Below are 25092 nucleotides of genomic sequence, written 5' to 3'. Positions count from 1 at the left end.
TCGCGCCTGTCGCGCTTTTGTGCCTGACGGCCTGTACCGTGTCCGACGGTGGCGATGGGGCTGTGACCTCAGCGGCGACTGGCAGTACAGCCGAGTATCTTGGCATCGAGACGCGGCTTCTGGACGGGGATCTGGTAAATTTCAACGTGGCGATGCGCGGCGCGCAATCCTCTGAGGATGTGGCGCGTTACGCGGAATGTGCGGCGGCGGAATACACGCTCATCCGGGGCTATGGATTCGCGCGTCACCTGCGTACAAATGTGGATGAAGCGGGTGGCGTCTGGACCGCAGATGCGGTTTACACCATCTCGCCATCCTTGCCCGATGGCATAAAGAAAATCGACGCGGAAGTCGTCGCCGCCAATTGTGCGGAAAACGGGATACCGAGGGTTTGAGGGGCTGATGGCTGAATTTCTGACAACACCGCTGGGAACATTGGTGATCATCGTGGCGCAATGCCTTGCCGTTGTGGGCTTTGTGATGGTCTCGCTTTTGTTCCTCGTCTACGGCGACCGCAAGATCTGGGCCGCGGTACAGATGCGACGCGGGCCCAATGTGGTGGGCGCTTACGGGCTTTTGCAGACCGTGGCAGATGCACTGAAATACGTAGTCAAAGAGGTGGTCGTCCCCGCCGGAGCGGACAAGACGGTGTTCATGCTGGCCCCCATGGCCAGCTTTGTTTTAGCGGTGCTGGCCTGGGCCGTAATCCCGCTCAACGAAGGCTGGGTCCTGAGCGATATCAACGTCGCCATTTTGTTTGTTTTCGCTGTGTCCTCGCTGGAGGTTTACGGCGTGATCATGGGCGGCTGGGCGTCGAACTCGAAATACCCGTTCCTAGGCTCGCTGCGCTCTGCGGCTCAGATGATTTCTTACGAGGTCTCCATTGGCCTCATCATCGTGGGTGTGATCATTTCCACCGGCTCGATGAATTTCGGCAATATCGTTGCAGCACAAGACACAGCCTATGGCTTCTTCGGCTGGTACTGGCTGCCGCATCTGCCGATGGTGTTCCTGTTCTTCATTTCGGCACTGGCCGAAACCAACCGCCCGCCGTTTGACTTGCCGGAGGCGGAGTCGGAATTGGTCGCGGGGTATCAGGTGGAATACTCCTCTACGCCCTTCCTTCTTTTTATGGCCGGGGAATACATCGCCATTTTCCTGATGTGTGCGTTAACGTCACTTATGTTCTTCGGCGGCTGGCTGTCGCCGATTCCGGGCATTCCGGACGGGGTGGGCTGGATGATCGCCAAGATGGCGTTCTTCTTCTTCATCTTCGCAATGGTCAAGGCCATCACACCGCGCTACCGCTATGACCAATTGATGCGTATCGGCTGGAAAGTGTTCTTGCCACTCTCACTGGCCTGGGTGGTGATTATCGCCTTCCTGGCGAAATTCGAAGTCTTTGGGGCCTTCTGGGCCCGCTACGCGATGGGAGGCTGATCTCTTGGGGATCGACTGCGTCATTTTTGATCGCCTGGTCGAGCTTTCGACCCGGTTCCAGCCCAAGGGCCGGAGCCTGATGCTTGGGCGTCAGGGCTTTCGCATTCAGACGCAGTTTCGCCAGTTCTATGAACAGTCCTTGCAGACGCATGGGCGGGACGACAAACGGTTCGACTATCTGCAAGAGGATGGCTACTCCGAGACACTGCTTGAAAAGCTTGGCTTTGGTGATGTGGAGACGATGGATTTTTCCGGCTATGAGGGGGCGCAGGTCATTCATGATCTCAACACGCTGCCGTCTGAGGAGTTGGAAGATCAGTTTGAGTTCATCTTTGATGGGGGCACGATTGAGCATGTGTTCAACGTACCCAACGCGTTGGAATCGGTACTCAGAATGCTGAAAGTGGGTGGGCGGTTTGTCTCGGCCAATGGACTCAATGGCTGGTACGGGCATGGCATGTATCAGTTCAACCCCGAGCTTGTCTGGACCTTCTGGAAACGCGCCTGCAACTGTAATGTCATTGATTGCCGGGCGGTGCCGATTGAACCCACGTCAGAGTTTGGGCAGGTTGAATTCGAAGACCCTGCCAACACCGGCGTGCGGCTCAAGCTGGCCAACCGGATCGGACCGGGACGTACGTATCTGTACTATGAGGTGGAAAAGACCGCCGCGTCCCATCTGCCGAAATATGCGCTGCAAAGCGACTACGAGACCAAGTGGCAAGGCCACGAGAATGCCGGGGAGACCCGGTTTGAAGAGATGAGGGCGTAACGCATGACTCAGATCGATTATGGACGCGCTGCGGGATACTTCCTGCTTAAGGACTTCTTCGTCGGCTTCAAGCTGGGGCTGAAGTATTTCTTTGCACCCAAGGCGACGCTGAACTACCCGCATGAGAAAGGCCCGCTCAGCCCACGGTTTCGCGGTGAGCATGCGCTGCGCCGCTATCCCAATGGCGAAGAACGCTGCATCGCCTGCAAGCTCTGCGAGGCGATTTGCCCGGCGCAGGCCATCACCATCGACGCCGAGCCGCGCGATGACGGAAGCCGCCGCACCACGCGCTATGACATCGACATGACCAAATGCATCTATTGCGGTTTCTGCCAGGAGGCCTGTCCGGTGGATGCCATCGTTGAAGGGCCGAATTTCGAGTACGCCACCGAGACGCGCGAAGAGCTTTTCTATGACAAGGATAAGCTTTTGGATAACGGCGAGCGCTGGGAAGCGGAGATTGCCCGTAATCTTGAAATGGATGCGCCCTACAGATGACTGACCCAGTGAACCCCTTTGCCGCCATGATGGCGCAGGCGCAGGAAATGGCGAAGGCCTTCAACCCTGCGCTGGAATCGTTTTCACCCAAGGACATAGAGGCGCTTTGGCCCACCATGCCCAAGGAATTCATGGAGATGATGTTTGGCAAGGGAATTTCCAAGGAAGGGCTGGATGCGCGCACACGGCTTCTGATCACGCTGGCGGGGCTGACCATGCTGGGCGCGCAGAGCGACACGCAGATGCGCATGACCGTGCGCCACGCTTTGGAAGCGGGGGCCACCAAGGATGAAATTGCCGAGACCATCGCGATGATGTCGATGTTTGCCGGTATTCCGTCGATGAACCGGGCGATGGAGTTTGCCCGTCAGGTTCTCGATGAGCACGAAGACAAGGATGAAGAGACATGAGTGTCGCGGTATTTTCCTTTTACCTCTTTGCCATATCAGCGCTGGTCGGCGGGCTGTTCACGGTGATCAGCCGCAATCCGGTGCATTCGGTGCTCTGGCTAATCCTGTCGTTCATTAGTGCGGCGGGGCTTTTCGTGCTGTTGGGGGCCGAGTTCGTCGCGATGCTGTTGATTATCGTTTATGTGGGCGCTGTGGCGGTTTTGTTCCTCTTCGTGGTCATGATGCTTGATGTGGATTTTGCAGAGCTGAAGGCGGAAATGGCGAAATACATGCCCCTGGCGTTGCTAATCGGGGTGATCCTCTTGATGCAGTTCGGCGTCGCCTTTGGCAATTGGCAAATAGCCGATGGGGCGGAGAGTGCACGCGGGGCGGTGACGCCGTCGGATATGGAAAACACGCGTGCGCTGGGGATGATCCTCTATGACAAGTATTTCCTGCTGTTCCAGCTTTCGGGCCTGATCCTGCTGGTTGCCATGGTCGGGGCAATTGCGCTGACACTACGGCACCGCTCGGACGTCAAACGCCAGGATGTTCTGGCGCAGATGTACCGGGATCCTGCCAAGGCGATGGAACTCAAGGACGTGAAACCGGGGCAGGGGCTTTGATCGCCAAGAGCACATATGCACTGGCCCTGGGGCTGGTCATGACGGGGGCAGGCGCCTGCGCTGCGGTGAGCCTCACGGACTGCGCGCGCACCACGCATATCAGCCATGGTGGCGAGGATATGCACCGCGATCTGGGCGAGGGCCGTGTCATGTGGCGCGACTGGTGGAGCCAGGAGGCGACCGCGTCAACTTATGTGATCGTTGATTGCGCCGAGGGCCGGGCCTTGAGGTTCCTGACAGCGGCAGAGAACCTGAGTGATGAGCCACCTTTTGACCGCACTGAGGCGGCATTGAAGATCGTGGAGCGCCATCAAAGCGGCGCGAGGGTCTTTGCGACGCTGGAGCGTATGGCAGTGGATTTGGAAGACGAGGCGCGCAATGTGACCATTGAGGCGCTGAGCGCAGAACCCTGCGCCTGTGCGGCGCTCTATGCCGACGCGCGCGGTGATCGAAAGGCGTTTCAGCTAGACGGCTGAGGCGAGCGGACAAGAGGACGGAATGGACGACGCATACGACACATACCGCCAGAAAAAGGCCAGACGCCAGCGCGTCGTGGTCTGCGGCGTTGTGCTCTTTGCGCTTGCCCCGGCTGTGGTGCTCGGCTTGCCGATCAAGGGATTGGATTTTGCTGGACTGGCCAAGACGGGTTTTGCCCCGGCGCTGGTTGTCGATCCGGGCTGTGAGAGATATGGGACAGGCGGGGTCGCCTGCGCCGACTAAAGACGACGCGAAAAGAACGGGACCGAGGGACGACATGATTGGACTGGAACATTACCTGACGGTGGCAGCGGCGCTGTTCGTCATCGGGATTTTCGGGCTCTTTCTGAATAGAAAGAACGTGATCATCCTGTTGATGTCGATCGAATTGATGCTGCTTTCAGTCAATATCAACCTCGTCGCCTTCTCAAGCTTCCTTGGGGATCTGGTGGGGCAGGTGTTCACGCTCTTTGTGCTGACTGTCGCCGCCGCCGAGGCCGCGATTGGCCTTGCGATCCTCGTCTGCTTCTTCCGCAACCGCGGCACCATCGCGGTGGAAGATGTCAACGTGATGAAGGGGTAGGAGCATGGAACAAATCATCCTCTTTGCCCCGCTGGTGGGTGCCATCATCGCGGGCTTTGGCTGGCGCATCATCGGGGATGCGGGCGCACAGTGGGTTGCGACGGGGTTGTTGTTCCTGTCTGCGATCCTGAGCTGGGTCGTCTTCCTTGGTTTCGACGGCACGACGCAGAGCATTCACATCCTTGATTGGGTGCGCTCGGGCACGCTGGACACGGCTTGGGCCATAAGGCTGGACAGGTTGACAGCGATCATGCTGATCGTGATCACCACAGTCTCAGCGCTCGTGCACCTTTATTCCATGGGCTACATGGCGCATGACGAGAATTTCTCGGAAGATGAGAGCTATCGTCCAAGGTTCTTTGCCTATCTGAGCCTTTTCACCTTTGCCATGCTTATGCTGGTGACCGCTGATAACCTCCTGCAAATGTTCTTCGGCTGGGAGGGCGTGGGGCTCGCATCCTATCTGCTCATTGGCTTCTACTTTCGCAAACCAAGCGCCAATGCCGCCGCGATAAAGGCTTTCGTGGTGAACCGCGTGGGGGATTTTGGCTTTGCGCTGGGGATTTTCGCGCTCTTCTTCCTCGTGGACTCGATCAAATTCGATGATGTCTTTACCGCCGCACCGGAACTGGCGGAAACGCAGCTGACCTTTCTCTGGACCGAGTGGAACGCAGCCAACCTGATTGCGTTCCTGCTCTTTGTCGGTGCAATGGGCAAGTCGGCACAACTGTTCCTGCACACGTGGTTGCCCGACGCGATGGAAGGTCCCACACCTGTGTCGGCCCTGATCCACGCGGCAACCATGGTGACAGCGGGTGTGTTCCTCGTTTGTCGGATGTCGCCAATCATGGAATTTGCTCCAAGCGCCTTGGCCTTTGTCACTGTGCTGGGCGCGATGACGGCCTTCTTTGCGGCAACCGTGGGGCTGGTGCAGAACGACATTAAGCGGGTCATCGCGTATTCGACTTGTTCGCAGCTTGGCTACATGTTCGTGGCCGCAGGCGTGGGGGCCTACTCAGTGGCGATGTTCCATCTGCTGACGCACGCCTTCTTCAAAGCGATGCTCTTTTTGGGCGCAGGCTCGGTCATCCACGGGATGCACCATGAGCAAGATATGCGGAACTACGGCGGGCTTCGCAAGAAGCTGCCCTATACATTCTGGGCGATGCTTATCGGGACGCTGGCCATCACCGGCGTGGGGATTCCGCTGACCACGATTGGGTTTGCCGGGTTCCTCAGCAAAGACGCCATCATCGAGAGCGCCTATGCAGGCACGGCGGGTGGCTTTGCCTTCTGGGCGCTCGTGATCGCGGCGCTGTTCACGAGCTTCTACAGCTGGCGTTTGATGTTCCTGACGTTCTGGGGCGAGCCACGGGGTGACAAGCACACCCATGAGCATGCGCATGAAAGCCCAATGGTCATGCTGGCCCCGCTGGGGGTTCTGGCTATTGGGTCGGTGCTGGCCGGGATGGTATGGTACAACAGCTTCTTTGGGCATACCGATCAGGTCGCAAAGTTCTTTGGTGTGCCTTACGCAGAAGAACGTCACCATGGTGACGATCACGCCAAAGAGGACGGTCACGGCGAAGACGCCGCGCATGGCGATGACAGCCACGGTGAAGATAAAGCCGTGGATGGCCATGGTGAGAAAGGCAAGGGAGAAGAGCACCACTATGTCTTCACCGGCAAGCCGGGCGAGGGCGCGATCTACACCAGCCCTGAGAACACCGTCATCAACGATGCGCACAAGGTGCCGAAATGGGTCAAGGCCAGCCCGTTTGTGGCCATGGTCATCGGCTTCCTGACGGCATTCTGGTTCTACATTGTCAATCCGACCATTCCGGTGAGGTTGGCCGAGAACCAGCGTCCGCTGTACCTGTTCCTGCTGAACAAATGGTACTTTGACGAGATTTATGACTTCCTCTTTGTGCGCCCGGCCAAGGCGCTGGGACATCTTCTGTGGAAGCGCGGGGATGGCAATGTCATTGATGGCTCTATCAACGGCGTGGCGATGGGCATCATCCCGTTCTTTACCCGCCTCGCGGGCCGCGCGCAGTCTGGCTACATCTTTACCTATGCCTTCGCCATGGTGATCGGCATTGCGGTGCTCGTCACCTGGATGAGCCTCAGCGGGGGGCAGAGTAATGCCTTTGCTTGCTTTGATATCGCTTGGCGTGGCTTTCGCGGGTGTGATGTATCTCTCGGATGAGCGTCCCGAGTATCGCAGATATGCGAAAATCGGAGTAATCGTCGGAGCCATTGGAGCCACTCTTACGGGGATGGCGACCCTTGGTCCCATGGCGGCCTTGTTGATCTTTGCGGTCTTTGTTGCAATCGCATTCTACTACCAGATTTGGAGATGATGTAATGGAATCCAATCTTCTTTCCATCATCACGTTCATTCCCGCGATTGCCGCGCTGATCCTGGGTGTGTTCCTGCGCGGTGAAGATGAAACCGCACAGCGCAACGCCAAATGGGTGGCGCTGATTGCCACATCGCTCACTTTCCTTGTGTCGATCTTCCTGCTGGCCGGATTTGATCCCAATGACACCGGGTTCCAGTTTGTCGAAGAGCGCGAATGGCTCTTGGGCCTGCAATACAAGCTGGGTGTGGACGGGATCAGCATTCTTTTTGTGATGCTGACCACATTCATGATGCCAATCACAATCGCGGCGTCTTGGAATGTAACACACCGGGTCAAGGAATACATGATCGCCTTCCTGATCCTGGAAACACTTATGCTGGGTGTTTTCATGGCGCTCGATCTGGTGCTCTTCTATCTCTTCTTCGAGGCCGGGCTTATTCCGATGTTCCTGATCATCGGCATTTGGGGCGGCAAGGAGCGCATCTATGCGTCCTTCAAGTTCTTCCTCTACACCTTCCTTGGCTCGGTTCTGATGCTGGTGGCCATGGTCGCCATGTTCTCCGAGGCGGGGACCACGGATATTCCAACGCTGATGAGCCATCAGTTCGGGTCCGAGACCTTCTCACTTCTTGGCGTACAGATTGTGGGCGGTATGCAGACGCTCATGTTCCTGGCATTCTTTGCCAGCTTTGCAGTGAAAATGCCTATGTGGCCGGTGCACACCTGGCTGCCGGACGCGCATGTGCAAGCCCCCACGGCAGGCTCTGTCGTGCTGGCGGCTATCTTGCTGAAAATGGGCGGTTACGGCTTCCTGCGGTTCTCGCTGCCGATGTTCCCGATTGGGTCCGAGGTGATGACCCCACTGGTGCTGTGGATGTCTGCGATTGCCATTGTCTACACTTCGCTGGTTGCGCTGGCGCAGGAGGATATGAAGAAGCTCATCGCGTACAGTTCGGTCGCCCATATGGGCTATGTCACAATGGGTATCTTTGCAGCGAACCAGCAGGGCATTGACGGCGCGATTTTCCAGATGCTGAGCCACGGGTTTATCTCAGGCGCACTCTTTCTGTGTGTCGGCGTCATCTACGACCGGATGCACACGCGCGAGATTGACGCCTATGGTGGGTTGGTGAACCGGATGCCCGCCTATGCGCTTATCTTCATGCTCTTTACCATGGCCAATGTGGGCCTGCCGGGCACATCGGGGTTCATTGGCGAGTTCCTGACACTTGTGGGGATTTTCCAGGTCAACACCTGGGTGGCTCTGGTGGCCACATCGGGTGTGATCCTTTCGGCGGCCTATGCGCTCTGGCTCTATCGCCGGGTGGTGATGGGCGATCTGATCAAGGAAAGCCTGAAGTCCATCACCGATATGAGCAAACGCGAGCGGGCAATTTTTGCGCCACTTGTGGTGATGACGATACTTTTGGGCGTCTATCCAAGCCTTGTGACCGATATCATCGGGCCTTCGGTTGAGGCGCTGATTTCCAACTACGAACTGGCCCTGGCCGAGGCGGATGCCGCGACCAAGCTGGCCGCTGCGACGGAGTAAGATCATGCAGGCAGATCTCATAGTCATTCTGCCCGAGATTATCCTCTCGGTTTATGCCATCGCGGCGCTTCTCGTTGGGGCCTACACAAGTCAGGATCGGATGGCGAGCTTGCTGGTTTGGGTGACGGCGGGGTTGATGACCGCCGTAGCGCTCTGGATCGGAGTCAGCGGCGAGGGCACACGCACCGCTTTTGGAGGCATGTTCAACGATGATGGCTTTGCGCGCTTTGCCAAAGTGACGATCCTGCTTTCGGCCTCGGCGGTGCTGGTCATGGGGCAGGAGTACATGGCGCGGCGCGATATCCTGCGGTTTGAGTACCCGCTGCTCATTGCCTTGTCGGCGGTGGGCATGATGATGATGGTCAGCGCGGGCGACCTCATGGCGCTTTACATGGGGCTGGAGCTTCAGTCGCTGGCGCTTTACGTGGTGGCTTCTCTGCGGCGGGACAGTGTGAAATCAACCGAGGCTGGTTTGAAGTACTTCGTTCTGGGCGCGCTGAGTTCGGGCCTGTTGCTCTACGGCGCGTCGCTTGTCTATGGCTATGCGGGCACCACGCTCTTCTCTGGCATCATCGAAGCGGCGGATGGCCGGGCACCTCTGGGCCTGCTCATTGGTCTGGTGTTTGTCATCTCCGGCATGGCGTTCAAGGTCTCGGCTGTGCCGTTCCACATGTGGACGCCGGATGTCTATGAAGGTGCGCCGACACCGGTCACCGCCTTCTTCGCCACTGCGCCGAAAGTCGCCGCCATGGCCCTCTTTGCACGCGTCGTGCATGACGCCTTTGGCGGGGTGGTCAAAGACTGGCAGCAGGTGATCGCACTCCTGTCGCTTCTGTCGATGTTTCTCGGGGCAGTCGCCGCCATCGGCCAGCGCGACATCAAGCGGCTGATGGCTTATTCGTCCATTGCGCATATGGGGTATGCGCTCATGGGACTGGCGGCTGGTACGGTCTTTGGCGTGCAGGCGATGCTGATCTACATGGCGATCTATGTCACGATGAATGTAGGCACTTTTGCGTTCATCCTGTCGATGGAACGCGACGGACGCCCCGTCACAGATATCAACAGTCTCAATATGTATTCCCGCGCTCAGCCGGGCCGTGCCATGGCGATGCTGATCCTGCTCTTTAGCCTGGCCGGTGTGCCGCCGCTTCTGGGCTTTTTCGGCAAGCTCTACGTGCTGCGCGCGGCCTATGAGGGTGGTTTGGCCTGGCTGGCGGTGGCCGGTGTGATCGCTTCGGTGATCGGCGCGTTCTATTATCTGCGCATCGTCTACTTCATGTATTTCGGCGAAGAGGGTGAGCCGATTGAAACCGGCAAATCGCCCGTGCTCTGGGGGTTCCTCATGGCGTCGGCCACGATCATGCTGGTGGGCATCGTCAACATGTTCGGTGTCGAGGGCATGGCGCAGGCGGCGGCAGCGACGCTTGTCAACTGATCTGTCTTTGAATGAAGAAAAGGGTGACGCGCCTCTGGCGCGTCGCTTTGTTTTTAGGACGCCTCCGGCGGGAGTATTTTTCGAACGATGAAAGACGGGTGGCCAGAGGGATATGGGCGGCGTGTGCTGGCGGAGGTGGACAGCACCAATGCCGAGGCCGGGCGGATTGCGCCAACGCTGGCTGGGCCGGAATGGATTTTGGCTTTGCGTCAGACAGCGGCGCGGGGGCGGCGGGGACGGGTGTGGCAAAACCCGGAAGGGAACTTTGCCGCCACTTTGGTGATGCGCCCCGAAGGCGCGCCAGGGCAAGTGGCGCTCAGGTCTTTTGTGGCCTCACTGGCGCTTTATGATGCCGTGGTGGCCGTGACAGGTCGAGGCGATGGCCTGACGCTCAAATGGCCCAATGATGTGCTTTTGAATGGTGGTAAGCTGGCCGGAATTCTTCTTGAAAGTATGGGCAGCGGCGGGGCTGTGACACATTTGGTGATTGGCATTGGTGTGAACCTGGCTGAGGCACCAGAGATGGCAGAGGTTGAGGCAGATGCGTTGCGGCCTGTCTCGCTCTTGTCGGAGAGCGGTGTAGCCATCACCCCGGAAGACTTTTTGGAGTTGTTGGCGGGCGCTTATGCACGCATTGAGGCGCAATTTCAGAGCTTTGGCTTTGCGCCTGTTCGCGCCGCTTGGCTCGACCGCGCGGCGAAACTGGGCGAGGTGATCACCGCACGCACCAGCCGCGAGACGGTGACCGGAGTATTCGAGACAGTGGACGAGCACGGCAATCTTGTTCTATTGAGCGGCAAAAAGCGGCACGCCATCCCGGCGGCCGATGTGTTTTTCTGAAAGGTTCAGATATGCTTCTGGCCATTGATTGCGGCAACACCAATACGGTCTTCTCGATCTGGGATGGCAGTCAGTTCGTATGCACGATGCGCACGTCAACGCACCATTCGCGTACGGCGGATGCCTATTTCACCTGGTTTTCGACGCTGTTGAAGCATTACGAGATCGAGCCGGACATCACTGAAGTGATCATTTCCTCCACCGTGCCCCGCGTGGTGTTTAACCTCCGTGTCTTTACGGATCGGTTTTTTGGTTGCCGGCCGCTTGTTGTGGGCAAACCGGAATGTGAATTGCCGCATCCTCCACGTGTGGATGAGGGCACGATTGTGGGGCCAGATCGGCTGGTCAATGCGGCGGGTGCTTATGACCGGCATGGCGGCAATTTGATCGTGGTGGACTTTGGCACGGCCACGACATTTGACGTGGTATCCAAGGACGGCAACTACATTGGCGGGGTCATCGCGCCTGGTGTGAACCTGTCGCTGGAGGCGCTGCATATGGCCGCCGCTGCCTTGCCGCATGTGGATATCGGCAAGCCGCAAAAGGTTATTGGCACCAACACGGTCGACTGTATGCAGTCAGGTGTCTATTGGGGCTATATCGGCCTTGTGCGCGAGATTTGTGACCGCATCCGTGCCGAGCGCGATCGCGAAATGAAAGTGCTAGCGACAGGCGGGCTGGCGCCTTTGCTTCAGCAAAGTGCCGATCTTTTTGATGTCTACGAAGAAGATCTGACGATGCATGGGCTGACCGTCATCCATGCCTATAACAAGAAAGATTAACGCGGAATGAGCAGTGAACGTTTGATCTATCTGCCCCTGGGCGGGGCGGGCGAGATTGGGATGAATGCCTATGTCTATGGCTACGGCAAACCGGATCAGGAACGGCTGATCCTGGTCGATTTGGGTGTGACCTTTCCGGATATGGATGGCAGCCCTGGCGTAGATCTGATTTTTCCTGATATTCAATGGCTTGCAGAGCGATCTTCACAGCTGGAAGCAGTGTTTGTCACCCATGCGCATGAGGATCACGTAGGCGCTGTGGCGCATTACTATGAGCAGCTTGGCGTGCCGATATACGCGCGCGCCTTCACGGCCAATATTGCCCGACGCAAGATGGAGGATCACGGACACCCGGAGGAGGCTGTGCGCACCGTGTCTGCCTGGCCCGAGGTAACGGATGCCGGGCCTTTCAGGGTTGGGTTTGTACCCATATCCCATTCGATCCCGGAAAGCTCTGGTCTGGTCATTGATACACCTGCAGGACGGCTGGTGCATTCAGGCGACTTCAAGATGGATACCGATCCGGTGGTCGGAGAGCCGTTTGACGAAGACCTCTGGCGGTCTTTGGCCGAACCGGGTGTCCGGGCTTTGATGTGTGATTCCACCAATGTGTTCACGCATCATGAGGGCCGCTCCGAGAGCATGCTTGGCCCGGATATCGAGGCGTTGATTGATGGGTGCAAGGGCGCGTTTGTGGCGACGACATTTGCCAGCAACGTGGCGCGCGTGAAGACGCTGGCAGAGGCCGGTCAGCGCGCGGGGCGGTCGATTTGCCTGATGGGTCGGGCGATGCGGCGAATGATTGAAGCCTCAATTGAAACGGGCGTCTTGGGGGATTTCCCAAGAACAGTGAGCCCGGAGGATGCGCGCGAGATCCCACACGAGAACCTGATGCTCATTGTGACCGGAAGCCAGGGGGAGCGCCGCGCGGCCAGTGCGCAACTGGCCAATGGCAAATACAACGGGATTGAGTTGCGGGATGGCGATACGTTCCTCTTTTCCTCCAAGACGATCCCCGGCAATGAGCGCGGCGTTATCCGCATCATGAACCAGTTCAGCGAGATGGGGGTCGATGTCATTGATGACAGCAGCGGAAACTACCATGTCTCCGGCCATGCCAACCGCCCTGATCTGAGCCGGTTGCACAAGATTATCCAGCCGCAGGTCGTGGTGCCGATGCATGGGGAGCATCGGCATTTGCGGGAACATGTGAAACTGGCGGGGGAAAACCGCATCGGTGGGGTTTTGGCCCCCAATGGGACGATGATCGACCTCAGCGGCAATCGCGCCGAAGTGGTGGGATATGTGGAAACTGGGCGCACCTATCTGGATGGATCGGTCAAGATCGGCGCGCTGGACGGCATTGTGCGCGACCGGATTCGCATGGCGCTGAATGGGCATGTGACGGTCAATGTGATCCTGGACGAAGAGGATGAGCCACTGGGGGAGCCGTGGTGTGAGGTCAGAGGGCTGGCGGAAACCGGAAGTAGCCGCGCGCCTCTGATCGATGTGCTGGAAGAAGATCTCAGCCAGTTCATGGGGCGGGCGAAATCCGCAACGCTGAGCGATGATGACGTGCTGGAGGACGGGTTGCGCAAGGTTGTTCGGAACTCGGCCATGGGCGAGATTGGCAAGAAACCGGAAGTGACGGTGATTATCAGTCGACTAAGCTGAGAGCATGCATACCGAATACACGGATATCCTGAGCCGTATCAAAGACAAGCCCCTCTGGTTTGACGAAGCGGCGGTGCCGCGGTTTGATCCATTCAAGCCAGACCATATGGCGAATATCTACGCCAATGAGGGTGTGCTGGCCCGGATCGAATGTCAGGCCTGCCAAACGCCTTTTGATGTCGCGTTTTCCCGCCCCATGGGATTTCAAGAGAGTTTTCACGCAGCCGCACTGCAAGGGCCAATCGGTCTTTTGCGACATGATATCTTGTCGCGCAGGTTGCACTACGGCGACCCGCCGAATGTGCGGTGTTGCGCGGCGGGACCAACCATGAATTCGGTGCCGCGACAGGTGCTGGAGTATTGGGTGAAGCCCTATGTTCTTGGGGAAGGCATTGTCATGCGGCGGATTGGCGACTCGGATAGGGAAGTGCCCACGATCGGGGATCTCAAGGCGATGGACTGGCGGCGCGAGGCGGCGTTTGAGATCGACATTACGCCGGACTGGGCAGGTTAGACCAACATTTCCGACACCGGCATGCCGGTTTTTGCCAAGACGGGACGTGCGCGCTGACCAAAGCTGAGAGCAGGGAGGACCTGCCATGGTGTTTCATGCATCCGATCTGATTGATCTTGACCGCTATCCGATCCATCGCGACGGACCAGAGCGCGACGCTATTGTGGCGCAGGTGCGGGCGGACCTGGCGCGGGATGGCTGTGCGGTGATCCGGAACTTCCTGACGCGCAAAGCGATTGCGGCATTGGCGGCGGAGGCCGACGGCGTGGCCGCAGAGGGCCATCGCAGTTTCAACCGCACGAACCCTTACTTTACGCAAGATGATCCTGACCTTCCCGAGGATGATCCGCGCAGGCAGTTCTTTGAACGATCCAACACGTTCATTCCGGCGGATAATTTCGCCCGCTCCGGCGCGCTGCGCACAATCCATGATGCGCCGGGCTTTGACGGGTTCGTTCAGGACTGCCTGCAGGAGGAGAAGTTTTACCGCTATGCCGATCCCCTGGCCGATGTGATTGTGAATATGGCCGAAGAGGGCAACGGCTTTCCCTGGCATTTTGACACCAATAATTTCACCGTGACGCTGGCTATTCAGAACGCCGAAGAGGGCGGGGCGTTTGAATATGCGCCGATGATCCGCCGGGAAGGGGAGAATTTCGAAGAGGTCAGCCGGGTGCTTGCGGGCGCGTCGGATAAGGTGACAGTGCTGGAATTGCAACCGGGAGATCTGCAGCTTTTCCGGGGGCGGTATTCGTTGCACCGCGTGGCGCCTTTAAAAGGTTCGACGCGGCGCTATGTGGCAATCTTTTCTTATGTAGAGGAACCGGACATGGTCGGCTCGCCGGAACGCACGAAACAACTTTATGGCCGGGTGTTGCCAATTCATCTGGAGCGCGCAGGCCTCAGGGCGGATGCGTTTATTGATTGAGGGGAGGTGGGGTGAAGCCCCACTCTACGGTGCTGAAAGGTTTCGCGCGCGAAACGGTTTAAGAGGTTGTTAAGACTTGGCTTTCCTGGGTGGTGGGCAAACTGCCCACCCTACGAGGCCATGCGCTCCTCAAAGCTTTTGGCGATGAAGCTGGGCATGTCATCGCCCATGCCAACGACCTTGTTGTCTTTGCCGCGGCCCCCCTTGTCGCGGGGTTTGCGGGCAGGTTTTTGCGGCTCTTCCGCCTCAGTGGCCTCGACGGCTTCAGTCTCAGGCTCTGCCTTGGGCGCGTCCTCGGACTTGCGGCTGCGGGAGCGGCGCTTTTTGGGCGCGTCTTCCTGCACAGCCTCGTCTTCCGGTTTGTCGGATTTCAGAGGGTTCTCAAGGCGCGGGATGTCTTTCTGAATGAGCGCCTCAACAGCGGCCAGTGCCTTGGTGTCGCGGGGATTGCAGAGCGTGATCGCCTTGCCGTCGCGTCCGGCACGGCCTGTGCGGCCAATGCGGTGCACGTAGTCTTCGGGATGGCCGGGCACGTCGAAGTTAAAGACATGGCTTACTGCGGGCACATCCAGACCACGGGCGGCGACATCGGAGGCCACGAGGAACCGCAGTTCACCATTGCGGAAACCATCGAGCGTGCGGGTGCGCTGGCTCTGGTCAAGGTCGCCATGGATGGGAGCCGCGTCATAGCCGTATTTCTTGAGCGATTTTGCAACGATATCCACATCCGTCTTGCGGTTGCAGAAGATGATCGCGTTGGTGCAGGCCTCGCCCTCGGCATCAATCAATGCTCGCAGCAATTTGCGTTTTTCGCTGTCGGCGCGCTCGCGGCGCGAGGGTTTGAAGATGGCAACCCCCTGTTCAATCGTCTCAGAGGCGGTGGCTTGCCGTGCGACTTCGACACGGGCCGGAGCCTGCAGGAAGGTGTTTGTGATCCGCTCGATCTCGGGCGCCATGGTGGCGGAGAAGAAAAATGTCTGGCGGGTAAAGGGCGTGAGGCTGAAGATGCGTTCGATATCGGGGATGAAGCCCATATCGAGCATCCGGTCGGCCTCATCCACGACCATGACCTGCACGCCGGTCAAAAGCAGTTTGCCGCGTTCAAAGTGATCGAGCAGGCGGCCTGGCGTGGCTATCAGAACGTCCACACCCTTATCGATCAGCTTGTCCTGTTCCCCAAAACTAACGCCGCCGATGAGGAGCGCCTTGGTCAGTTTCAGGTGCTTGGAATAGGTGTCGAAGTTTTCGGCTACCTGTGCCGCCAGTTCCCGCGTGGGGCAGAGCACCAGGCTACGCGGCATGCGGGCGCGTGCACGGCCGCGTGCCAGAAGCGACAGCATGGGCAGCGTGAAGCTGGCCGTCTTGCCCGTGCCGGTCTGGGCGATCCCCAACACATCGCGCCCTTCGAGCGCGGGGGGAATGGCACCAGCCTGAATGGGGGTAGGGGTTTCGTATCCGGCCTCGTCAATGGCCTTCAGCACTTTGGGATTCAGATTCAGATCAGAAAATTTTGTCATGTACGTCCACTAGTTGCGGACGCTCACCTGGCCCGCCGTATCCTCTTGATCAGGCTTGGCCTGATGCGTGTTAGGGCCATATCCTAAGGGCGTAGGGGGGTCAATGGACAGGGTGGCTATGTGAACAATGCTGAACCACCTGCGCGAAATGTTCGCATTTTCGCAACAGTTTGCGAGATCACCCAAAATCCGGGAAATGACGCGCACGGCAAGCGTCCAGATCGAGCGTGACTTTGTGCAAAAGACCATGCGCTTTCAGCCGCTCGCGTAACTCCGGCGTGGCGGTGCAGACCTCTTGGTAGAGCATGCGCAAGGCCTCTTCACCGCCCTCGGCTTCGAGCTTGGCAAATAGAGCATGTTTGTTGAGGCTCACGCCATCAGGTTGGGGAGCAGGCCTGAGATCGGCGCGGTAAGAGCCGTGTTTAAGCCGGTAGCGGTAATGCCTGTACCAATGATCCCAATCCGGGGCATGCATATGCACAAGTCTGGTCTGGCTCAATTCAGACGGTTCAGGATCCATTTCACCGGCGTGAAAGGCGTTGTGAATCCGCAAGGACACGTCTTCTTGCCCCGTGCGGACAAAAACCTTGCCGGCGACATGGCTGATAAAGCCGCCGTTCAGATGCGACCCATAGGTGGAATAGATGGCTTCGGACTCTGCGCGGCGATGTGCCGGCAAACGCGCGCAGGCTTTGCACCAGAAGACACCGGGATCTAGTGGATCATTCGGATCGGGTGCCATGACTTCAATGGGTCGGACGCGCGCGCTTATTGTGGCGTCGGGTAAAGCGGCCAGCTGGTCCGTCAATGAAGCCACAGGCCACAGAAACTCATCCACGTCGGTATGCAAAAGCCAGTCGACCTTAGGATTGCGTTTATAGCAATGCGTTGCGTTCAGGCTCTGGCGGGTTTGATGTTTTTCGGGGCGGCCTTTGTGACGGCGGCGGCGTTTCCAATATTGCGCATCGGTGACGATAACCCGGCATTTTGGATGCGCTTTGAGCGCCACGCGGGCTTTTGGGGCGTCCTCGTCAAGATAAATCTGTACGCGCTGCGCACCTTGATCCAGGTGCCATGCGGCGAAATTCAGAATGTCGGTGTCCGGGGCTTTGATGGTGGCCACCACGCCCCAGGTGGGATCCCTGCTCATGCGCGGAGTTTGAAAGACGTCTGGTGTTGGCGCAAGGGGCAGGTGGCGGGGATTTGGGTATTTTTGACAAGAAAGAAGCCGTGATCAGAAAAAGTCATACGCAGTCTGGTGTGGAGCAGGCTGGTAACCTTGTTGCAAAGTGGCGACGGTGGAGGCCGGGGTCAGGACTGTTATGGCTCCCGTTGGTCGGGGCAGGGCGTTGGTGTATCCGGCGGGGCTGTAGCGAAGTGCGTGCGTTTCCCAGAGAAGATGCGGCGTGGCATCGTGCAATACGAATGTGCCGTCAGGCAAGTCCGCCGCCTGTGCTTTGTAACGCACCTGAATGCGGCTGCGCGTGATGCGGTCGCGCTGCATCAGGCGGTCGATCTGGTCAAGGGTTTGTGTGCCGTTGGCGGCGTTAAAGAGTGTTTTGAACCGAGTATAATCCTTGTGACGGCAAAGGCCGCAGGGGCGGTGACCGGCAGCCAGCGCTGTGGGTTCGTCGAGAAAAAAGAGCTCGGTGTAGTTATGCGGCTGCATGACTTTGCGGTGCCAGTCCTTGTACGTCGTGATGCATGTGACCCAGTGCGGATGCTGCCAACGGCGCGCGGTCAGGCGTTGGTGATCGTCATGCAGGATGCCGCGATTGCCCATGAGCGTGCCGCGGTCCGGGACAGCAAGAATGTCGCCGGTGGGTTGGACGCGATTTTGGAGTGTCATGATGGGAGTTTGTCCGATTCTGTCTGGACGTCAACGCATGAGCTTTGGTGGCAGAGCGGTCCATATCGGGCGGATGGGGTTTTAAAAGTCTGCTGTGAGCCCGTGTTGCACGTTAATCAGCAGAGGCGCGGGATGGCCAGACCGCGGGATGGCGACCTTTTACAAATTCTGAACACTTTATGTCAGCCAAGTCTGCATGTCCTTGGATCGGCGCGCTTACGTGAGCCAATCGCCAGCCCGATGGGGCGGTCTGGCGATCGCGCGGCGGCGCTACGCGCCGTGATTCCGCGCGAGGGTGTTCAATGTCCGCTTTGCGGTGAGGATTCAACGGGTGGTCGCAACACTTTAATCTTTTTGGAGAGATGGAGTGTTGATCATGAAGTACCGCACGCGGACGTTTTATACGGACAAACAGAAGTCGGAGATGTGGGATCGGTGGCAGCGGGGTGAGTCCCTGAGCTCGATAGGCCGCAGGTTTGATCGTGCGTCGTCTTCGATTTTCCGCATCTGGCTTTGACTGGTGGTATCCGTCCGCGTGCACGCACCAGGTCTCGGCTGGCCTTGAGCCTCGAGGGGCGTGAGGAGATATCCCGTGGGCTGGCAGGGGATCGGTCATTGCGCTCTATTGCGCGCGACCTTAGACGTACTCCCTCGACGATCAGCCGGGAGGTGCGCAGAAACGGTGGGCGCAAGGCGTATCGCGCGGCATTGTCAGATCAGCGCGCATGGGACTGCGCAAGGCGGCCCAAAGCCTGTAAGCTCTCCTTCAACGACCACTTGTGTCGGTTCATTGCCCGAAAGCTGCGGTTGAAGTGGTCTCCTCAGCAGATCGCGGGCTGGCTGATGCGCAAGCACCCAAACAAAGAGCGAGAGCGTGTGAGCCACGAGACGATCTATCGCAGCCTTTATGTGCAGACGCGCGGCGTTCTGAAGAAGGAGCTGCAGCAATGCCTGCGCAGCCCGCGCGCCATCCGTCGGTCCCGGCATGCGACCCAGAAAGGTCTGAAGCTACGCAAGATCAAAGACGCAGTGCCGATCAGCGAGCGCCCGCCCGAAATCGAAGACCGGGCCGTGCCCGGCCACTGGGAGGGCGATCTGATCGTTGGGGCAAACAACAGCTACATCGCTACGCTGGTCGAGCGGCACTCGCGGTTCGTGATGCTGGCCAAAGTTGCGAACAAGGATACGCAAAGCGTTATCACCGCCCTGATCAAGCAGGCCCGAAAATTGCCCAAAGAACTCTACCGCTCGCTGACATGGGATCGCGGCTCAGAGATGGCCGCCCATGCGGCGTTCACCATGGCGACAAAGATCGACGTCTTCTTCTGCGATCCGCAATCGCCGTGGCAACGCGGCAGTAACGAGAACACCAACCGGCTCTTGCGTCAGTACTTCCCGCGAGGCATCGACATGTCGACCCTCAGTCAGGCCAAACTCAGCGCCGTCGCGCGGCAACTCAACGAGCGGCCACGAAAAACCTTGCAATACGAAACCCCGGCGGAGAAGTTTGCACAGTGTGTTGCGGCGATCCATTGAATCCGCACCGCAGAGTTGCCGCTAGATACCTCAAGCGCAGAAACGTCGATCCCTCACACCATCATCTCTTTCGTCGCACTTAACGTTACCTCCGGATAATCCCGTTCCACGCGGTCGATGTCCCATTGCAGGCGGGTGAGGTAGACGGTGTCGCCGTCATTGTCTTCGGCGATGTGCTGTTTGTTGGCCGCCGCAAAGGCTTCAATCGCGTCCTTGGAGCCATGCACCCAGCGGGCGGAGGTAAATTGGGATTGCTCAAAGCGCACGGGCAGGCCGTATTCCAGCTCGATGCGGGAGCCCAGGACCTCGAACTGAAGCTGCCCCACAACGCCCACGATAAAGCCCGAGCCTAAGGTGGGCTTGAACACTTTGGCCGCGCCTTCTTCGGCGAACTGCATCAGGGCTTTTTCCAGGTGCTTGGCCTTCATCGGATCGCCCGCTCGGCAGTTCTGCAAAAGCTCGGGCGCAAAGAGGGGATGCCGGTGACGCGCAGGGCTTCGCCTTCGGTGAGCGTGTCGCCGATGCGCAGTTGGCCGTGGTTGGGGATGCCGATGATGTCGCCGGCCCAGGCCTCTTCGGCAAGTTCCCGGTCGGCGGCGAGAAAGAGCACGGGGTTTGAGACCGCCATGGGTTTTTTCGTGCGCACATGGGTGAGTTTCATGCCGCGCTTGAAATGGCCCGACGCCATGCGGACAAAGGCCACGCGGTCGCGGTGCTTGGGGTCCATATTCGCCTGCACTTTGAAGACAAAGCCGGAAACCTTTGTTTCTTCGGGAGAAATCTGGCGTGGTTCAGCCGATTGCGGCTGTGGTTCGGGGCCGTAGCTGCCGATGCCGTCCATCAGTTCCTTGACACCAAAGGAGTTGATCGCAGAGCCGAACCAGATGGGGGTCATGTGGCCCTCAAGCACAGATTGCGGGTTCAGCGCAGGAAGTAATTCGCGCGCCATTTCCAGGTCTTCACGGAGCTTTTCAACGAGATCGGCGGGCACATGTTCAGCCAGTTTGGGATCATCGAGACCATCAATCGCGATGGATTCCGCGACCTTGTTGCGATCAGCCCGGTCCATCAGTTCCAGCCGGTCATTCAACATGTCGTAACAGCCAATGAAGTCCCGGCCGACGCCAATGGGCCAGGAGGCCGGGGTGACGTCGATGGCCAGCATTTCCTGAATTTCGTCAATGATCTCGAACGTGTCGCGGCTTTCGCGGTCCATCTTGTTGCAGAAGGTCAGGATCGGCAGGTCGCGCAAACGGCAGACTTCAAAAAGCTTCTGCGTCTGGCTTTCCACGCCTTTGGCCCCGTCGATGACCATAACGGCGGCGTCGACGGCGGTCAGCGTGCGATATGTGTCCTCAGAGAAATCCGAGTGACCCGGTGTATCCACAAGATTGAAGCGGAAGGTTTTGAAATCAAAGGACATCGCCGAGGCCGAGACGGAGATGCCGCGGTCCTTCTCCATCTGCATGAAGTCCGAGCGTGTGCGCCGTGCCTCGCCCTTGGCTCGCACCTGTCCGGCCATCTGAATGGCTCCGCCATAGAGCAGGAATTTCTCGGTCAGGGTCGTCTTGCCGGCATCAGGGTGAGAGATGATGGCAAAAGTGCGCCGCCGGGCAATCTCAGCCGGCAGGTCAGGGCGATTTGGGGCTTGGTCCAACATGCGCGCCGTATAAAGGGGCGCGCGGGGTGGTGCAACATGCTGGTTTCGGGCGCACCCTGACAGCTTCGGTCAGCAGTCATTCGCCTGTCATGGATGCGCGGTAGACGCAGGGCACGATTCATGAGAAGATCAGAACATTACAAGAACATCAGGGAGTTTCATCATGTCACTTATGGACGTTGCAAATGAATTGGTTGCCGGATGCCGGGAGAACCGTGAAGGCGCGAATTTGGACAAATTATATGCCAAAGACGCCGTTTCCGTTGAAGCGATGGAAATGCCTGACACAGGTATGGGGCGTGAGGCGCAGGGGCTTGATGCCATCAAGGGTAAGCATGAGTGGTGGAACAACAGCATGGAAATGCTGGAGGGTACGATCAGCGATCCGATGCCGCATGGTGACGATAAATTCGCTGTGATTTTCAAGATGAAGGTCAAGGAAAAAGCCAGCGGCGATGTCATGGATATGGAAGAGGTGGGCGTCTACACCGTTAAAGACAGCAAGATAACCCGCGAAGAGTTTTTCTATTCCATGGATGAATGCTGACGTGCGGGTTAATTTCGCGACGCGCGCTTGAGAAGGCTGGCCGCATCAGGGTGTTTGAGGAGCTTTTCGCTTACCTCGAAATCCTGGTGTGGTCTGTCACCGTGGGACGTCGAAGCAGGATCAAGGTTGTTGCCCAGATCATTGGGCAAGGCCGCTCGGGTGCGCGGGTCTACCAGCAGCGTCTCGGCAGCTATTCCTTCAGCATAGATGATTTGGTGTTCATCAAAAAGCAGCTGAAAATAGTCAATGAATCCGCCATCTTCCTGTACCACTGTGTCGCCGTTCACCAGGTACCGTGCACGGACCAGAACCTCGGCGCGCCCTGCGCCAAGCGCATCTGAGCGCTGGTAGATGAAAAGCCGGTGTTCGGGGCTGAGAATAAGGTCATTGGTGTTGTTGAGTGCGCCCGCACGTATGCGGATGGGGGCAAAATCCCCAACCGCGCGCACGGTCGATTGGCCGATCCAGCGGATTTTCTGAACGCCGTCGTCCCGGGTGAGGACGTCATCGCCGACGCGCAGATCCTCAATGGGAACCTGTGCGCCTGAGGCGGTTGTAATCTGCGTGCCGCGTGAAAAAGAGACACAAGCCACTTCGGCGAATTTCTGACGTGCGGTGTCCGGGTCAATCCCGACTAGCGCGTAGCCGGTTTTCGGATGCACCTGCGCCAGGGGAAGCACATAGATTTGCGCCACATGGCCATTTCTATCGACCTCAACCAATACCAGCAGTTCGGTGGTTTTTCCTGTGTTCGACATCATCGTCAGGCAGCAATCGAGATGCACAAGGTGCCCGGACGTGCCAAGATGCGTGTCGGACGCGATGGCAAAGTTGCCATTCGGATCAGGTGACAGGGCAAGCCGGTACTGTTGCGCGCCTTTGCGCAGGTCATACACATCGTCAAGGTCAAGCTCGCGTGCAAAGGAGATAGGGTCTCCGTGATTGGCCCCATTGGTCACGCTAAAGTCCACGGCCAGAAAGACCGGAACCGAATAGGTGGGACCGTCGGAGACAGAGCTCATATGGCGTTCCTAACAACTCGCGCGAACGTATTATTCATGAGATTACTTAGGATTATGGCGGTATCGGGTCAACGCGTTGGTGTTTTGCTGGCATCCTTTCGCGCAGTTGGTTTAGATGCAGGGCAAGCATTGAGGGAGGATATGACATGGATTTGGGAATTAAAGGTAAACGGGCATTGGTTTGTGCATCGTCCAAGGGTCTTGGGCTTGGATGTGCCCGTGCTTTGGCCGAGGCGGGTGTGGACCTTGTGATGAATGCACGTGGCGCCGAGGCGTTAGAGGCGTCTGCCGAAGACATTCGCAAGGATTTTGGTGTGGATGTCGAGACAATCGCAGCCGATGTAACAACCGAAGACAGCCGCGCGCCGGTTCTGGCAGCGGCCAAGGGCGTAGATATCCTTGTCACCAACGCAGGTGGCCCACCACCTGGCATGTGGTCTGACTGGGACCGTGAGGACTTCATCAAGGCGCTTGATGCCAACATGCTGACGCCGATTGCCTTCATGAAGGCGCTGTTGCCGGACATGATGGCGCAAGGCTGGGGCCGGGTGGTCAACATCACGTCAGTGAGTGTAAAAGCTCCAGTGCCGGTGCTGGGCCTCAGCAACTCGGCGCGGGCGGGCTTGACCGGCTATGTGGCTGGTACATCGCGTCAAGTTGCTGGAAAAGGTGTCTGTATCAATAACTTGCAACCCGGAATTCATGCAACTGAGCGTGCTGACGCGCTGGATGGTGGCGTGGTCAAGTCGCAGGGGATTTCGATGGACGAAGCACGTGCGCAACGCGCTGCAACAATTCCCGCCGGGCGTTATGGCACAATCGAAGAGTTTGGCGCGGCTTGCGCGTTTCTTTGCAGTCAGCACGCGGGGTTCATTGTCGGGCAGAACATTCTCCTGGATGGTGGCGCGACGAATACGACGATGTAGGTCGTGGCAGAGAGTTTTTCTCTGAAAGATCAGCTGTTTAACGCTGACAGAATCGGTGATCTGGCGGCGGAGTATGCCGCTGGAGTGCCGGGATATGACGCAGAAGGCTTTCAGGCTCAGGTGATGGAAGGCCTAGCTGAGCGAGAGTTGATGGCGCGGCTTGAATGGATTGCTGATTGTCTGGAACCGCGGCTTTCGCCTGATTTTCCAACCATGGCGGATCAGATCGAAGCAGCAATGCCCCCCAAGCTGGATCCGTCCAAGACTGATGACGATTTTGGACGGTTCATACATGCGGTTCCCGGTATATTGGCGGTGCGGCATGGGCTGGAAAAGTATCGGGAGAGGGCGCTCGATCTGCTCTACACGGCGACACAGCGGTTTTCGATGGAGTTCTATGTCCGCCCGTTCCTGAATCAGTGGCCAGAGGAAACCTGGGCGCGGCTGGAGCGCTGGGTTAGCGATGGTAACTACCACGTACGTCGGCTGGTGAGTGAGGGGACACGGCCCTCTTTGCCTTGGGCAAAGAAAATCGAGATTGATCCATTGCGCCCGCTGGTGTTGCTCGACCAACTGCATGCCGATCCAACGCGTTTTGTCACAAGATCGGTGGCGAACCATCTGAATGATATATCAAAATTTAATCCAGATGCTGTGATTGAGCGCCTGCGTTTGTGGGCCAAAATGGGACGCCAGAACGACAAGGAACTGGCCTGGATCACGCGCCATGCGTTGCGGACGCTGATCAAACATGGGCATCCGGATGCGCTCGGATTGCTGGGCTATGTTCAGGATGTACCACTGACTGCTGTTCTGAAGGTTGAACGCACTCCCATATGCATTGGAGAAAACCTTGATCTCAGCGCAGAGATTTCCGCGGATTTAGATGTTCCGGTGTTGGTGGATTACGTGATGCATTTTCACCGCCCTAACGGTCGTGCCGGGCGCAAGGTTTTCAAGTGGAAGCAGGCAAAGCTGGCTGGAGGACATCCGCTCACATTGCAGAAAACCCATAAACTCAAGGGCAATGCGACCACATTCACCCTACATCCCGGCGCGCATCGCGTCGAGCTTCAGGTCAATGGCCAACAGGTTGCAGAGGCTGAGTTCACTCTGTTGAAAGAGGCGTGATCACGTTTTCGCGGGTGGGGTGAAT

24 protein-coding genes and 2 pseudogenes are annotated in these 25092 nt (G+C 58.1%); 21 read left to right on the top strand and 5 right to left on the bottom strand.

What is annotated here, in order from left to right; all coding sequences use genetic code 11:
- Positions 1-38: 38 nt before the first annotated feature.
- The 17 genes from RZ517_RS12075 (at position 39) to RZ517_RS11995 (ending at position 14879) form a co-directional block, all read left to right on the top strand.
- Positions 39-395, top strand: coding sequence for a hypothetical protein (locus tag RZ517_RS12075; RefSeq protein WP_422395581.1), 357 nt, complete (start codon positions 39-41; stop codon positions 393-395).
- Positions 396-402: 7 nt separating this feature from the next.
- Complete coding sequence (nuoH, locus tag RZ517_RS12070; protein ID WP_317057780.1) at positions 403-1440, top strand: NADH-quinone oxidoreductase subunit NuoH; 1038 nt, start codon at positions 403-405, stop codon at positions 1438-1440.
- A 4-nt stretch (positions 1441-1444) separates the two neighbouring features.
- Positions 1445-2212 carry a hypothetical protein gene (locus RZ517_RS12065; RefSeq protein ID WP_338548462.1) on the top strand — a complete coding sequence of 256 codons (768 nt, stop codon included), beginning with the start codon at positions 1445-1447 and terminating at the stop codon, positions 2210-2212.
- A gap of 3 nt (positions 2213-2215) precedes the next feature.
- Positions 2216-2710, top strand: a complete 495-nt coding sequence (nuoI, locus tag RZ517_RS12060) for an NADH-quinone oxidoreductase subunit NuoI (protein ID WP_317057782.1) — start codon at positions 2216-2218, stop codon at positions 2708-2710.
- Positions 2707-3120 carry a carboxymuconolactone decarboxylase family protein gene (locus RZ517_RS12055; protein ID WP_317057783.1) on the top strand — a complete coding sequence of 138 codons (414 nt, stop codon included), beginning with the start codon at positions 2707-2709 and terminating at the stop codon, positions 3118-3120. The genes nuoI and RZ517_RS12055 overlap by 4 nt, the downstream gene beginning before the upstream one ends.
- Positions 3117-3725 (top strand): NADH-quinone oxidoreductase subunit J, encoded by a 609-nt coding sequence (locus tag RZ517_RS12050; RefSeq protein ID WP_317057784.1) that lies wholly within the window; start codon positions 3117-3119, stop codon positions 3723-3725. Before RZ517_RS12055 ends, RZ517_RS12050 begins: the two co-directional genes overlap by 4 nt.
- A gap of 38 nt (positions 3726-3763) precedes the next feature.
- Positions 3764-4201, top strand: a complete 438-nt coding sequence (locus RZ517_RS12045) for a hypothetical protein (protein WP_338548461.1) — start codon at positions 3764-3766, stop codon at positions 4199-4201.
- Positions 4202-4223: 22 nt separating this feature from the next.
- Positions 4224-4445 (top strand): hypothetical protein, encoded by a 222-nt coding sequence (locus tag RZ517_RS12040; RefSeq protein WP_317057786.1) that lies wholly within the window; start codon positions 4224-4226, stop codon positions 4443-4445.
- Between the two features lie 34 nt (positions 4446-4479).
- The gene (nuoK, locus tag RZ517_RS12035) at positions 4480-4785 is read left to right on the top strand and encodes an NADH-quinone oxidoreductase subunit NuoK (RefSeq protein ID WP_009818941.1); all 306 of its coding nucleotides are present in this window, start codon (positions 4480-4482) and stop codon (positions 4783-4785) included.
- A gap of 4 nt (positions 4786-4789) precedes the next feature.
- The gene (gene nuoL / locus RZ517_RS12030) at positions 4790-6994 is read left to right on the top strand and encodes an NADH-quinone oxidoreductase subunit L (protein WP_338548460.1); all 2205 of its coding nucleotides are present in this window, start codon (positions 4790-4792) and stop codon (positions 6992-6994) included.
- 158 nt (positions 6995-7152) lie between these two features.
- Complete coding sequence (locus tag RZ517_RS12025) at positions 7153-8703, top strand: NADH-quinone oxidoreductase subunit M (RefSeq protein WP_338548459.1); 1551 nt, start codon at positions 7153-7155, stop codon at positions 8701-8703.
- Between the two features lie 4 nt (positions 8704-8707).
- Entirely contained in the window at positions 8708-10141 is a 1434-nt protein-coding gene (gene nuoN / locus RZ517_RS12020) for an NADH-quinone oxidoreductase subunit NuoN (RefSeq protein ID WP_422395537.1), read from the top strand.
- An 87-nt stretch (positions 10142-10228) separates the two neighbouring features.
- On the top strand, positions 10229-10981 hold the full coding sequence (locus RZ517_RS12015) for a biotin--[acetyl-CoA-carboxylase] ligase (protein WP_338548458.1): 753 nt from the start codon (positions 10229-10231) through the stop codon (positions 10979-10981).
- Positions 10982-10992: 11 nt separating this feature from the next.
- A complete protein-coding gene (locus RZ517_RS12010; protein ID WP_317057790.1) occupies positions 10993-11763 on the top strand; it encodes a type III pantothenate kinase in 771 nt (256 codons plus the stop codon).
- 6 nt (positions 11764-11769) lie between these two features.
- Complete coding sequence (locus tag RZ517_RS12005; RefSeq protein WP_338548457.1) at positions 11770-13437, top strand: ribonuclease J; 1668 nt, start codon at positions 11770-11772, stop codon at positions 13435-13437.
- A 4-nt stretch (positions 13438-13441) separates the two neighbouring features.
- Entirely contained in the window at positions 13442-13951 is a 510-nt protein-coding gene (locus RZ517_RS12000; RefSeq protein WP_317057792.1) for a hypothetical protein, read from the top strand.
- 85 nt (positions 13952-14036) lie between these two features.
- Positions 14037-14879: a HalD/BesD family halogenase gene (locus RZ517_RS11995; RefSeq protein ID WP_338548456.1), complete on the top strand. Its 843-nt coding sequence runs from the start codon at positions 14037-14039 to the stop codon at positions 14877-14879.
- A gap of 110 nt (positions 14880-14989) precedes the next feature.
- Here the strand turns inward: RZ517_RS11995 and RZ517_RS11990 are convergent, their stop codons facing one another.
- From RZ517_RS11990 to RZ517_RS11980, 3 genes are all read right to left on the bottom strand, one after another.
- The gene (locus RZ517_RS11990; protein ID WP_317057794.1) at positions 14990-16396 is read right to left on the bottom strand and encodes a DEAD/DEAH box helicase; all 1407 of its coding nucleotides are present in this window, start codon (positions 16394-16396) and stop codon (positions 14990-14992) included.
- Between the two features lie 178 nt (positions 16397-16574).
- Positions 16575-17546 (bottom strand): glycosyltransferase family 2 protein, encoded by a 972-nt coding sequence (locus RZ517_RS11985; protein WP_338548455.1) that lies wholly within the window; start codon positions 17544-17546, stop codon positions 16575-16577.
- Positions 17547-17630: 84 nt separating this feature from the next.
- Positions 17631-18245 (bottom strand): hypothetical protein, encoded by a 615-nt coding sequence (locus RZ517_RS11980; protein WP_338548454.1) that lies wholly within the window; start codon positions 18243-18245, stop codon positions 17631-17633.
- 376 nt (positions 18246-18621) lie between these two features.
- Between RZ517_RS11980 and RZ517_RS11975 the strand changes: the two are divergent.
- Positions 18622-19781, top strand: a pseudogene (locus tag RZ517_RS11975) (IS30 family transposase).
- Positions 19782-19834: 53 nt separating this feature from the next.
- Here the strand turns inward: RZ517_RS11975 and RZ517_RS11970 are convergent.
- A pseudogene (locus RZ517_RS11970) lies at positions 19835-21441 on the bottom strand (peptide chain release factor 3).
- Between the two features lie 163 nt (positions 21442-21604).
- On the opposite strand from RZ517_RS11970, the gene RZ517_RS11965 reads away from it, so the two are divergent.
- On the top strand, positions 21605-21988 hold the full coding sequence (locus RZ517_RS11965; RefSeq protein WP_338548453.1) for a nuclear transport factor 2 family protein: 384 nt from the start codon (positions 21605-21607) through the stop codon (positions 21986-21988).
- An 8-nt stretch (positions 21989-21996) separates the two neighbouring features.
- Here the strand turns inward: RZ517_RS11965 and RZ517_RS11960 are convergent, their stop codons facing one another.
- Positions 21997-23010, bottom strand: a complete 1014-nt coding sequence (locus RZ517_RS11960; RefSeq protein ID WP_338548452.1) for a Hint domain-containing protein — start codon at positions 23008-23010, stop codon at positions 21997-21999.
- Between the two features lie 146 nt (positions 23011-23156).
- On the opposite strand from RZ517_RS11960, the gene RZ517_RS11955 reads away from it, so the two are divergent.
- Both RZ517_RS11955 and RZ517_RS11950 read left to right on the top strand, forming a co-directional pair.
- Complete coding sequence (locus RZ517_RS11955) at positions 23157-23936, top strand: SDR family oxidoreductase (RefSeq protein WP_338548451.1); 780 nt, start codon at positions 23157-23159, stop codon at positions 23934-23936.
- A 3-nt stretch (positions 23937-23939) separates the two neighbouring features.
- Positions 23940-25067, top strand: coding sequence for a hypothetical protein (locus tag RZ517_RS11950; RefSeq protein ID WP_338548450.1), 1128 nt, complete (start codon positions 23940-23942; stop codon positions 25065-25067).
- The last annotated feature ends 25 nt before the right edge of the window (positions 25068-25092 follow it).

Source organism: Roseovarius sp. S88 (genome assembly GCF_037023735.1).
Lineage (GTDB): Bacteria > Pseudomonadota > Alphaproteobacteria > Rhodobacterales > Rhodobacteraceae > Roseovarius > Roseovarius phycicola.
The sequence above is the reverse complement of the archived record's forward strand: the minus strand, read 5'-3'. Positions and strand labels throughout refer to the sequence as shown.